Source organism: Fodinicurvata halophila (genome assembly GCF_042651425.1).
Lineage (GTDB): Bacteria > Pseudomonadota > Alphaproteobacteria > Kiloniellales > DSM-21159 > Fodinicurvata > Fodinicurvata halophila.
Map to the genome: position 1 here is coordinate 355,558 of NZ_JBHSCW010000007.1, position 12,754 is coordinate 368,311.

Genomic DNA, 12,754 nt, shown 5'->3' on the forward strand with positions numbered 1-12,754 from the left:
TAGGGTTGGGAGGCAGATGGCATACGTTTCAGAATTCGACTTCGACCTGTTCGTGTCCTACGCGCGCATCGACGACGAAGCGGATTTTCCCTCGGATACCAACTGGGTAACCACTTTCGTCGCTTACCTGACCACGGCACTGCGAAAGCGGCTTGGGGGCACGGAGGAGCTCAAGGTCTTCTTCGACCGCAGCGAGATGAAATCGAATAACGAGTTGTCGGAACTCAAGCGCGCGGCGCAGACCAGTGCACTGTTTCTGTGCGTCTGCTCGCGAAGCTACTCCGCGCGGTCCTGGACACGGGAGGAGCTTGCGGCCTTCTCGATCCAGCCGGACAGCAGCAAGCGCATCTTCGCCATCGAGATCATGCCGTTGGACCAGGGGGACCGCTATCCCGACGTGCTGGAGGATCGGCACCGGGAGCCCTTCTTCACCCGCACCGACAAGATGGGCGGCACCATCGTTCCGATTAAACAATCGGACCCACGCTTCGGCCACCTGATCCACGACTTGGCCGAGGATATCCGCAACCAGCTCTACGCGATGCGGGCCGTCAGGGACGTGAAAGCCCTCACCGCCTCCCTGGAACTGAAACGTGGCACCATAAACGGCGCCCGCAAGGCTTCCAGCAGGGGGCAGGTGGTGTTCCTCGGCCAGGCGACGGACGACCTGGCGTTCCAGTCGGACCAACTGCGGCGATACCTCGAACAATACGGCCACACCCTCAAGCCCGAGACCGACCTGCGCCAAGACACTCTGGGCTTCGAGGAAGACACGGGCCTCGGCCTCGAGGAGGCGACGCTCTTCGTCCAGCTTCTCGGACCTTACGCAGGCAGGTCTCCCGCGGACATGGTCGGCTCCTACGCGAAATGCCAGTACGACATAGCGACCTCGCGCGGCGTCCCCACTGTCCGCTGGCGGTCGCCCGACCTCGACATGGAGGCCATCGCGGACCCGGATCACAAGGAGGCCCTGACTGGCGAGGGCATCATCGTCAGCGGGTTCGAAAGCTTCAAGGCCGAGGTGAACGATCGCCTGGCTAAGCTCTCTAGCAAGGCGGAACCAGTGCACGCCGAAACCGAGCCCGACGGCAGCTTGCCCGTTATCTTCATCAACGCGGACCTGTCCGACCTCGACTATGCGCGCAAGGTCCGTGACGAGTTCGCTCGCAACGGCTTTCTGGCCTCGATCCCGCTGGACCGCGGGGAGGAGACGGACCTGCAGAGCTACCTTCGGGAGAACCTCATCGAGTGCGACGGGCTGGTGATGATCTACGGCAATACATCGCCCATCTGGGCCACCAGGAACCTGCGCCATTTCAACAAGCTACGTTCGAAACGCCAGGTGCCTCCGCGGCTCGTTGCCGTGCTGGTCGGGCCGCCGGACGGCAAGGCCAGCGATCTGGGGGTTTCCATGCCGGGCCTGCGGGTCATGGGCTCGACCGAGGCCTGGCAGGAAAACACCATCGAAGAGCTGATCGAGGCCTTTTCCAGCTGATGACGCAGGATACACGCTCACCCTATCCCGGCCTGCGTTCTTACGAGAGCGACGAGAGCGATCTGTTCTTCGGTCGCGAGGGCTGTGTCGACGACATGCTCGAGAAGCTGTCCACGACCCGTTTCCTCGCGGTTCTCGGCACGTCCGGCTCGGGAAAGTCGTCCCTCGTCAGGACCGGTCTGCTCGACGCCCTCGAGTTGGGATTCTTGCCGGGCCGGACCAGCGAGTGGGTGGTGGCCGACATGCACCCGGGCGACCGGCCAATGCACAACCTGGCCCGGACACTGGTTGAACTCGACGGCGTAGAGCACAACGATATCGAGCTCTCGCTCATGCGGTCCTTCGTGAACCGCGGGCCAAGGAGCCTGATGCAGTGGTGCGATGACTTCGGCCTCAAGGACGACCAGAATCTCCTGCTGATCGTCGATCAGTTCGAGGAGTTGTTCCGCTATCGAGACTACGCGGGCCGCGAGGAGGCCGAGGCCTTCGTCGCCCTGCTGCTCGAAAGCGCCAGGTCCGATCCGCGCATCCACATCGTGATCACCATGCGATCCGAGTTCCTTGGCGCCTGCGCGATGATGCCAGGCCTTGCCGAGCAGATAAACACGGGCCTCTACCTCACGCGGCGGATGAACCGGGGCGAATGCGAGCAGGCCATCGAAGGGCCGTCCCATGTCCTCGGCTTTGAGGTCGAGCCGCGGCTAGTGTCGGAAATTCTCAACGACATGGCCAGCCTCGCGCCCTGGGACCGGGATGACGCGCTGACCAGCCTCGAACAATTGTCGCGCCGGGCGGACCAGCTGCCGCTGATGCAGCACGTCCTTAACCGCCTCTACGAGCGGGCCCGGTCGGCCGGCGGGCCCATCGTTCTGACTTTCGAAGACTACAAGGTGATTGGGCGCCTGCGCGGTGCGATCGACGCCCACGCCGAGGAGATCCTGTCGAGCCTCGACGAAGAGGCCCGAGCGGCGGCGGAACCGGTGTTCAGGGCGCTCGTGACCGGCACCAACCTGTCGAACGCGTTGCGCGAGCCTCGCAGGTTCCGGGAACTGGTCGAGGTGGCCGGCGGAAACGCCGCGGCGACGACCCGGCTCATCGACGCCTTCCGAGCGCAGGGCTGCAGCTTTCTGCGCCCGCCCCCCGGCGTGCCGCTGGAACCAGAGACCATCGTCGACCTGGGCCACGAAAGCCTAATCCGGCAGTGGTCCAAGCTGGGTCACTGGCTGACAAAGGAGGCACGCGATGCGGCGACCTGGTCGCGCATCGTGACAGCCCAGTCGGCGTGGGCCCAGGGCGAAGGCGACCTCCTGTCGGGCCTCGACCTCGCGAACGCCCAGTCCTGGTGGTCTGGTGCGGCACCGACCGAGGCCTGGGCCAGCCGGCACGGCGGCGACTTCGGAGATGTGCGGGCCTTTCTTGAGGAAAGCTCGGCCGCCGACGCGCTCGAGAAATCACGGATCGCCGACAACGAGCGCAGAAGGCTCCGACGCTTGCGCGCCCGGGCGAGCGCCTACCTGGTCATGGCCCTGATCTCGTTCGGTGCCGCCTTCTACGGTTGGAACGCCAGCATAGACGAGCGCGAGGCCCGTCAGGCGGCGGAGGCTGCCAACACCTTCGCCATCACCGCCTCCGAAACCTTCCTGATCGACATGACGGAGCGCTTGCGCAGGTCCTTCGGCGTAAGGCCGGATGACGTGCAATCGTTGCTGGACGAGGGGACCGCCTTTCTCGACCAGCTCGACACGCGGATGCCGGGGGACCCGAACCTGCGCCGCGCCCGGGCCAAGCTGCTTCTGGAATATGCCGGCTTCGCTGCGGATCAGGGCGACGTGGACGGGTCGGTGGCCTACCTCGCCGATGCCCGCGCTCTCTTCGAAGGCCAGGATATGACGCCCGAGGACGCCCTCGTCATGGTCGAACTCGACGTTTTGGCCTCCAGCAACATGCGCGTCGACGGCCAATACGACGACTCCTTGTCATATGCCCTCCAAGCCAAGGAACTGATGGAGGTTCATGGCGCCGGGATGACGGAAGCGGATCGCATCTACGGGACCACGATGCATTTGCGGGCCCAGGGCCTCCCCCTCGTGGAGCTCGAGCGCTACGACGAAGCCGAGGACGCTGCGAGAAGCTGCATCGACGTGTCTCGCGCGGCCCTCGACGATCGCCGCGTCCTGTCGGAAAGAGCAACCTGTGCGACGATCATCGTCTGGGCTCGGGTCTCCTCGAATGAAGAACGGCCGCCCGATGATCTCGTCGCGGAACTCCGGGCCTACGTCGATGCGCTGTCGGAGGAAGAGCGCGACCTGAGCGACTGGATCGACTGGTTCAACTTCTCCGGCATCGTCGCACACGGAGAATACCTGGCCGACGACTACACCGAAGCAATGCGGATTCTGGAAGAGGCCTACGAGCGGTCCGGTTCGCTCCTGGCCGCGGCCCCGTTCAATGGCCGGTTGCGGGAACGTCATGCGGCAGTCGGCAGCAATCTTGCGTGGTATCACGATGCGTACGGGGACTTCGAAAAGGCGCTCGCGATCAGCCTCGAGACCGTCGCCGCATTGGAGGCCCTGGGCACGGCACTGACGACGAATTTCAGGTTCGCCGAATCCTACCGTGACAAGCTTTCTGACACATACGCATGGGTCACCGGGATCGAAGGATGGACCCAGAACCCTGAGACGCTGGCGATCGCCGAAGAGTTGGTCGGCAAGTGGTATCGCCACACGCAGGTGATGTTCGAAGCTGGCATGGAGCTTTGCGAGATGTGCAGGCTTGATCCGGCCACCTTTCTGTCCCAGGTGGCGGAATACCAGCTTCAAGCTGGTGATCCGGGAGCCGCCGCGACCCTCTTTCAGGTCTACGACGAGCTGAAGGAAGCGACCGACGGCCTGACCCGCGAAACCGTGACCGAGGAGGAGGTGATCGCCGCCCGCCGCGCGCTTTTCTGGGCTGCAACGAATCTGCCCGGCGGTGCGACCGACAGGGCCGCGTTCGATGATCCCGCGCAGGCGATCGGGACCTTTGAGGCAACCACCGAACGCCTGGAGACCTACCTCGCCGCCAATCCCGAGGCCCGCGAGGTCGCATTCACGGCGGCCCTTGCCTATTCCGAGCTTGCCAAGCTCTACGACCAGGCCGGCCGGGCGGCTGAAGCGGAGCGGGCCGTCCGTCGCGGGGTGGAACTGGAGGGCTTCGATGCGATCAGCCTGCTGCTGAATTGGGCCGAGAAGGGCGATGGCCCGATTGCTCAGGATCCCGACCTTGCGGAGGAAATGGCCTCCCTGCTGGCCGCCCGGGAATGGACCCCGAGAAATGATGTCCACGTCATGCTAGATGAACTTTGGATGGAAGGCTTCGAGGAAAAGGCTGGGACCCTTTTCGTCCGCGATGTTCCCGTCGGCGAGGGCTCCATCGTCGATCGCATTCTGGCCGAAGAGGCTCTCAAGGGACGGCAGGTATCGGACGCGTCCGTGGCCCGGCTGCGGGAATGGGAACAGGAAGCCGAGGAAGCCGAAGTCACCTTCGTCCAGTATTATTCGCGGACAATCCGAAACGAAGCGACCGATGACCCCAACGGGGCGGCCGAGATCGAATTCCGGCTGCGCCAGCTTGCCGAGGCGGGCGATGCCTACAACGCCGCCGTGCTGATCTACCGCCAGCAGAACATCCTGAACCGCAACGGCGAGTTGACCGAGGCGCTCAGCACACTGCTGAGGAACCGGACCGAGAACGGTTATTCCAGCCTGATGTCCTTCATGATCGAAGTCGGCACCCTGCTCAGTCGTGAACTGCCCAACGAGGCAATTCTCGTCTTCAATGCGATCCTGGAGAACGTTGACATTTTCCAGGTGGGTGAGCAGGTGCAGATCCTGACCTACCGGGCAGGACTTCACGGAATGGCGGGCAACCACGACGAGGCATTGTCCGATTACATGCTTGCCCTGTCCCTTGAGCCCGACAATTACCAGCTGCTGAACAACGTGGGTTACAGCCTGACGGAACAGAACAACATGCTGCCCATCGCTATTTCGCTACTCGAAAGGTCGGTGAGCCTCGAACCCGAGGATTCCGGCAGTCGACACCTCGCGATGGACAGCCTCGGATGGGCTTACGTCCGAAACGGTCAGATCGAACGGGGTCTGGAACTGATCAAGGAGGCCTTCGTGGTCGGTGACGATGATCTGGCCGAGATCATGTATCACGTCGCCGAAGCGCACCGGCGACTCCGGGAAGATGACAAGGCGGTCGCCGCCTACTTGCAGGCTCGCGAATACCAGGGCAGCACGGAGGTCATGGCGGCGATCGAGGAGGGCCTGAACAGGCTCGGCTACTTCCCCGATTTCACTCCGGAAGAGATCGAGCACGTGCGAGCGATCCACGCCGCGAACGGTGATATGGAGCCGCATCCCGGAATCGCGGTGGATCCGGTTGGGGTGGCGCTGCGGGGCTACGATACGGTCGCCCTTTATGAGACCGGAAAGCTGGTCCGGGGAGATCCCCGATACTGGAGCATCCACGACAGCGCAATCTGGCTTTTCGCGACCCGTGGGTCAAAGGAGACGTTCGACGCCGATCCGGAACGATCCGCGCCGGCCTTTGGCGGGCATTGCGGCTACTGCATGGTCTCCTCGGAGTCCAAGGTCCCCGGAGACCCGGCCCACTGGACGCTGGACGACGGCCGCCTCTACCTTCACTCGAGCCAGATCGACGCAACCCATTGGTCGAGTTCGCCCGACGCCAACGCGGCACAGGCGCGTTCCGTTTGGGGCAGGTTTAAGGATGTCCCGGCCAGAGAGACCGCGCCCAGCCACGTCGCCTCCCTGCTCGGAAGTCTTTCGGTGAGCACGGCCATATCGGTCGAGGACGCTCATGTAACCTTCGCCACCGAAACGGAGGTGGCGGGGATCCGCGCCGCCCTCAATGCCCTGAACGGGCCGCCGGCGCCGGAACGGATCAGCACGGACCGCAGCAGTGTCGCGATTGGCGGATACGATACGGTCGCGTATTTCACCGAAGGTGCAGCCCGTCGCGGGTCCTTTGACCACTGGGCGATCTGGAGCGGCGCGATCTGGCTCTTCGAGAGCAAAGTGAACCGCCTTCGGTTCGAAAACAACCCGGAGGAATTCGCGCCGCTGTTCGGCGGATACTGTGCCTATTGCGTGGCCACCGGGTCCAAGACCCACGGTGACCCCCGGTACTGGATCATCATCGACGGTCAACTGGCCCTCGGGGCATCTTCCGATTTGCGGGAATCTTGGAGCCGAGAGCACGCAGAGGCATACCAGGCCGCTAAGACCAATTGGGTTTCCATCGCCGAAACGTCCGTGCCCGAAGTCGGTCGGCCGTCCCGCTACGTGCCAACGGTAGCCGCCATTCGCCGCGCTGCTGACGTGCATTCGGTCGAATGGTAACGTAAGCATCCCGCTTAGACTGCGGTCAGGCGGCTTGGCGGTGCTCCGAAGATTGCCAGTTCCAGGACAGGCGATCCGCCGCCCGGGTTCTTCAAGGCTGATCTCGTCTCCCACAGCGATCCGCTGACGAGCGGAAGCTTCGCGCAGACGCTGGTGCTCACCGATTTCGCGAGCGGCTTGACGGAGTGCACGCCGCTTCTGTTCCGGGAACAGCAACTGCAGAGCAAAGCGCTGACCGTGCTGCGCAGCTTGACGCCCCTTGCCGATCCTCGGGTTCGACACCGACAATGATACCGTGTTCATCAACGAGACGGTGAAGTCCTGGTGCGAGATATCAGGTGTGTCGTTCACGTGCTCACGCCCCTACCGCAAGAACGATCAGTCGCACAGAGCTTTGAACCGTATCCCGGTCCGGTTCAAGTTGAGTTCCGTTGCCCATGAGTGCATAGCGGCCTCTGCCGCATGTCCGAGGACTGCGCCACCGGCAACGGGAACGGTTGATGCCTCGGATAAAGACGGACAATGCAACTCGATCGTGCCTCACTTCGCTGTGCTCACAGCAATCAAAGACTCCAGGTGACGCGGCTCGACGAACCTCTCGGCCGCGCGGGCGGCAATCTCGTAGGCAAGCGGGATTGCCGCGGCATTGTCGATCTGGCGCAAGCGCTCGAGGTCGCGTGCCCCAAGGCGGATGCCAAGCTCATCCTCCAGCCACGGCGCCTCGAGGCGCACGTCGTAGCGCATCAACGAAAACAGCGGCTCCGGGCGCGTCGCATCAGTGAGGTCGCCAATCTCGGAATTTATCCGCCACGGGGTCTCGGTCCGCCCCAGCCACTGGAGTAGGGTCAGCGTCGCGACTTCAGCGTCGGAGATGAGGCCTGAAAGCGCCCGCACAGCGAGCCGGGCGGAGGACATTCGCCGCGCTTTCGCCGGGTCAAGCGTCACCCTGAAGGAGCCCGTCCCGACCGAGAAGATCGCGAGCCGATCGGCGCCCCAGGGCCAGCCGAAGCCGTAGGCCGGAATGGTCGCGACCATTGCGAGGAGCAATGCCGGATTGTTATACGGCGTCACGCCACCGTCGACGAACAGGCCGGGCGGCTGGTCGGAGAGGATCGGTATCGGCTCCGGCGCGAAGTAGTGCGGCGCTGCGGTCGAAGCACGGATCAGCGCCTTCAGCGGGTAGTGCCGGTTGCCGACGTAGCTGCCATCGGTGGGATCTTCCCAGAATGGGCCGCGCGGGTTGTTGGTCACGACCCAGGCTGAGCCGGTGTCCATCCGCTTCATGACGATCGCGAGGTGAGTGAGGAGGTCGGGGCTCTCCAATGTCCGCTCACCAACGACTGCAGCGATCTCCCGCGCGAGGGGCGCCGCGTCGAACACTGACTGAAATCCCGGCAGACGCCACCACGAGCGGCGGAATACTTGTGGTGCGAGCTTTAGGTAGAAGTCGCGGACGTCGGCGGCGCTGCAGCCGAGCGCAAGCGCGCCGGCGATGATCGAGCCGGTCGAGGTGCCGCCGATGAGGTCGAAGTGATCGGCGAGCCGACCGCTGCCGTGATCGGCCAGTAGCATCTCGATCCGCTCAAGGAACGCGACCGAGATCGCACCGCGCACCCCGCCGCCGTCAAGAGAGAGGATAGTGCGACGGGTGGGGCCGTTGCCGGTCTCGGCGTCATCCATTGCGATCGTCCGCTTTCCATTTGGCAGCGCTGCCGGTTCCTCACCCGGCATTCAACGACCGGATGTCGCTACATATCATTAATTTTCGCATAATTCATTTTAATCGGCTACTCCCCATGCCACCGCGATCTTTCGGGCGACTTGGCGGCGACTTATCCCTATTTGAGGGCTGCTTGTGCGCAGAGCCTGTTCCCTCTGTGCCTGGCATCATTCGGCTACGTGAACAATGGGCGTCGGCGCGGCACCATCAGGTGGCTCAAGCGCGGCGCCCATTGCGTTCTGTCGAAGGCTCGCACAGCTCCTACAAGGTGCTGTGCGAGCCTTCGGTATTATAATTGATTCTCTGGAGCCTGTTGCAGAATGCGCTCGCCGCTGCGGATCCCTGGTTGAACCCGGTGACCGTCTCCTGATTCCCTCAGTCGAGGCGACAGGTGGCGAGGGTGGAGATGGCGAATTTCTATCGCGAACCGACCCGGCGGCAGCGGTTTCTTCTTCCGGTTGACATGTCGGAATGACCCATTGAAGCTTTCGGTGCAGTTCCTGCTCCCAATCCGCGCCGGCGTGGATGCCGTCATCGGGATGGTTGTCGAGGAACAGACAACCGAAGCCACCCGTCCGCAACGCAGCGTGAAGCCGGTTGGCCCTGTCGTTGTCCTTACTGCGTCGTTGTCCTTACTGCTGTGGCTGATGAAAAGTGTGGTCATGACCCGCCATCTTTACCCGAACAGGGACGATTGCCTGCACACCATGGCCCGGAGCGCAAGATCCTCCCTGTTGCGCGCCGTGAGCCATCGTCCGTGACAGGGCAAGCACGCAAGGGCTTTCGCCAAGTGCACGATCTTGCCATCATCAAGCCGATTTGCGGTGAGCGCGAGACTACTGTGCGCGGCGTTCGATGTGGCCGCACTGCTCATAACAGCGGAGAGAGGGAACGATGACCGAGAGTCCGTATATCGCGCCGCGGCTGACGATCCGGGTCGGGATCACCGGTCATCGCCCGAACAACCTGGAAGGCGTGGATACGGACCTGCTCCGCCAGCGCATCGGTGAGGTGCTCGGCTGCATCAAGGCGATGGGGTTGCGCCTGCAGGAAGAGAACAATGCGCTCGGCGAGGGCGCGCCGCTTGAAAAGGGCGTCGAGCCCAGCCTGCGTTTCGTAACCGCCCTGGCCGCGGGATCCGACAGCTTCGGCGCCCGGGCCGCAATCGGGGAGGGCTATGCGCTGAACGTGATCCTGCCGTTTCGGGAGGACGTCTACCGCAACGACTTCGAGGGCGAGGCGCTGGCGGAGTTTGAGCGTCTGCTACATCATGAGAGGGTCAGCAGCCACGTGGAACTGCATGTCACGGAGAGACCGCAGGCACCGGCCGCCTATCGCTCCGCAGGGCACCTGATCCTGGCCCACTCTGACCTGCTGATCGCGGTCTGGAACGAACAGCCGGGCGATGGTATTGGCGGCACGGCCGATATCATCCACGAAGCGCGACGGACGGGCCTGCCCGTCGTCCTGATCGCCCTCGACGGCAGGGTGAAGCTTTGGAGCATGGCGGCCGATGACTTCGATCCGGTCGCGGACGGCTGCTGGCAGCCGGTCGACATCCTGGATGACGGCAACCTTTGTCCTGGCGGATTGGCCAGCCAGATCGAAGCGCGGCTGCTGCCGCTGATCGCCCCGCCGGGCGCAGCCGTATCGGCCTCTCAAACCGCAGAGCAGGAACAGGTGTCGCGCCGCTGTCTGCAGCAATTTCGGGCCGAGACGCTGCGACCCGGATCACACGCCTGTGGTTACAACCTGTTGCGGTTTCTGTTCACGGCAAAGGACCGGCACAAGGTCGGCTTCAGCCGGTTCGTGGACTATCGCCTCGCCGAAGAACGCCGGGACCAATGGCAAACCATCGCCCAAACCGCAGCGGACATTGGCGATGAGGCCTTCGCGGAGACCATCAGGGAACGCCTCAAGGAGCGCTGGCTGCGCGCCGACAATGTTGCCTTGCACTATTCGCACGTCTTCCGCACCGCGTTCATCGCGAACTTTGTGCTGGCGGCGCTCGCGGTGCTTATCGGGCTCCTCATCCTATTCTTCGACAGCAGCCTGGCGGCGAAGGCCATCCTCGTCATCCTGGAGTTGATGTGCATCGGAGCCATCCTGTTCGTGACGGCAAGGGGCCAACACCGGGAATGGCACAACCGCTGGCTGGATTATCGGAACGTCGCCGAGGTGCTCCGCCCTGCCTGCCTGCCGATCCTGATGGGAAGCTCCCCGGCCCGGCCGGGCCTGTCGGTGGGCGTGACGCCGGGTCAGGAGTGGGTGGCGTGGTATGTGCGGTCGAGCCTGCGGGAAATCGAGGCGCCGGCCCATGCCGTCATCGGCCCAGAGCAGTTGCAGGCCGTGCTTGCCGCCGCTGTTACGGACGAGATCGAGGGCCAGATCGACTACCACCGCAAGAACGAGATGCGCGCGCACGACATCGACCATCGGCTGGAGTGGATGGCGCTTTGTATGTTGTGGGCCGTTGTGGCCAGCGGTGCCGTGTTCCTGCTGGTCTATGGCGGTGCGCTGGTGGTCGGTTGTCCGGAGATTGCGAAGGCCATCAAGCCGCTTGCGACCTTCCTCGGCGGCGTGTTGCCGGTGGCCGGTGCGGCGCTGTACGGCATTCGCGCGACCGGAGACTTCCGCGCGTCGAGCCATCAGTCGGCACGGACGCTGGCCGAGCTCGAACGTCTGAAGCACCAGTTCGAGGTGAAACGGACAGCCGCCCCGGCAACCGACCCCGATGGCATGCTCCAGCCCTCGCGGTCGCAGGTGCGAAGCATGCTGACCCAACTCGGCCGCGTCATGACTGATGACCTGAAGGTCTGGGGCATGATCTTCAGCGAACGGGAACTGGGACCGGGATTTTAGGGGCGGCAGGCGGAGAGGCATGTAGGTGATTGCCCAGTCACGACCCCAACGGCTAGGCTTGGCGATACGGATTCTATGGTGACGGCGTAACATGAGCTACGCAGAACAGGCCTGCGCCGAGGCGCTCCGCCGGATCAAGGCTTGGCGGGAGGGTGAGAAACTTGATCTCAGCATCAAGGGGCTGGCCGCGATCCCGCCAGAAATCACAGAACTCTAAATGTTGGAGCGTTTGACATTCTCCAGCATCTTTCGCCTGGATCGTGTCCTCCTTGCGTCGGCCTCCCGGTCCTGTCCGGCAGCTGGGTTGGCCTCAATGACGTCTTTGGTTCGGCCTGGTGCCCAAGCGGCCAGCCCCTTGAAGTGGTTTACGGCCGGTGCGGTTGAGCTACCGGACGCAATCCCGATCCTCACGGGATTATCGTCGAATCTTGCAGCACCTCCAAGGGTCCCTGTTGGGCTTGTCGATGGATACACGAGCGCTACAATGTCAGGGTAAGGCCGCTGAACGCTCTGGTCGCACTCGAATGATTTTTCCCGAATGTTGGGTGCCATGGATATTCCCGGGAAGATTCACAGCCACCTTGTCAAACTGGCGCCACAGCCGATCTGCGACGACTGCCTTACCGCCGAGTGCCAGCTCTCAAAGCGGCAACAGGTCAACGCCATCGCTCGTGCCCTTGGTCTGACAGCCGAATTGGATCGACGGCAAGGTCAGTGCGTCAGATGTGCCGGTGAGAAGCTCGTAACGAGGTCGCGGCGCGTGATGAGGCTGAAACCATACAGCCCGATCGGGGCGTCATTTCTGTAGGTCGCGGCAGAGAGACTATTCCTGACGACATCGGCGAGGAGTCCGAGGCAACCGATGCGGACGGAACCGTTAAATGATGTCGTTCTGGACGATAGATCCAATCCGGCCTCTTGGGTTCTGATTTGGTGCCGGGCATGGTCTGGTAGAGTGCCCTCAGCGATTGTCCATCCCCGTTGATATCCCGGTCTGTTTAAGGCTGGGCCATTGATGTGGCGCTCTTTGATATCCCATGGCGTCAGATAACAGGACAATTGTCGTTCGTGTCGTCGGGACATAAATCGGGTAAATCCGGGAAGCAGGATGTCAACGAGAGCATCATGCCTCGGGCGTCACTCTAGGCCGCAGACTCATAAGACTTCAACCAGATGCGGAGTGAAGCCAGCTTGAGCGCGGCGAGGTAGTTTTCCGGTTTGCGGTCATAACGTGTTGCGATGCCTCTGAACTGCTTGATTTTC

The 12,754-nt window shown here is 63.1% G+C and carries 6 protein-coding genes and 2 pseudogenes; 6 read left to right on the forward strand and 2 right to left on the reverse strand.

Features of this window, described 5'->3' with window-relative positions; translation table 11 throughout:
- The first annotated feature begins 16 nt into the window (after positions 1–16).
- The 3 genes and pseudogenes from ACFOW6_RS13930 to ACFOW6_RS13940 form a co-directional block, all read left to right on the forward strand.
- Positions 17–1,495, forward strand: a complete 1,479-nt coding sequence (locus tag ACFOW6_RS13930; RefSeq protein ID WP_382423000.1) for a toll/interleukin-1 receptor domain-containing protein — start codon at positions 17–19, stop codon at positions 1,493–1,495.
- Entirely contained in the window at positions 1,495–6,909 is a 5,415-nt protein-coding gene (locus ACFOW6_RS13935; RefSeq protein ID WP_382423001.1) for a YHS domain-containing (seleno)protein, read from the forward strand. The genes ACFOW6_RS13930 and ACFOW6_RS13935 overlap by 1 nt, the downstream gene beginning before the upstream one ends.
- A 45-nt stretch (positions 6,910–6,954) precedes the next feature.
- Positions 6,955–7,294 (forward strand): annotated as a pseudogene (locus tag ACFOW6_RS13940) (ISNCY family transposase); the annotation flags it as partial.
- 155 nt (positions 7,295–7,449) lie between these two features.
- Here the strand turns inward: ACFOW6_RS13940 and ACFOW6_RS13945 are convergent.
- Positions 7,450–8,589: a patatin-like phospholipase family protein gene (locus tag ACFOW6_RS13945; RefSeq protein ID WP_382423002.1), complete on the reverse strand. Its 1,140-nt coding sequence runs from the start codon at positions 8,587–8,589 to the stop codon at positions 7,450–7,452.
- A 519-nt stretch (positions 8,590–9,108) separates the two neighbouring features.
- Here ACFOW6_RS13945 and ACFOW6_RS13950 point away from each other — a divergent pair.
- The 3 genes from ACFOW6_RS13950 to ACFOW6_RS13960 all read left to right on the forward strand — a co-directional run bounded on the left by ACFOW6_RS13950 (position 9,109) and on the right by ACFOW6_RS13960 (position 11,708).
- Positions 9,109–9,390, forward strand: coding sequence for a hypothetical protein (locus ACFOW6_RS13950; RefSeq protein ID WP_382423003.1), 282 nt, complete (start codon positions 9,109–9,111; stop codon positions 9,388–9,390).
- A gap of 133 nt (positions 9,391–9,523) precedes the next feature.
- On the forward strand, positions 9,524–11,491 hold the full coding sequence (locus ACFOW6_RS13955; protein ID WP_382423004.1) for a DUF4231 domain-containing protein: 1,968 nt from the start codon (positions 9,524–9,526) through the stop codon (positions 11,489–11,491).
- Positions 11,492–11,582: 91 nt separating this feature from the next.
- Positions 11,583–11,708, forward strand: coding sequence for a hypothetical protein (locus ACFOW6_RS13960; RefSeq protein WP_382423005.1), 126 nt, complete (start codon positions 11,583–11,585; stop codon positions 11,706–11,708).
- 925 nt (positions 11,709–12,633) lie between these two features.
- On the opposite strand, the pseudogene ACFOW6_RS13965 reads toward ACFOW6_RS13960, so the two are convergent.
- Positions 12,634–12,754: pseudogene (locus tag ACFOW6_RS13965) on the reverse strand (IS5/IS1182 family transposase); the annotation flags it as partial.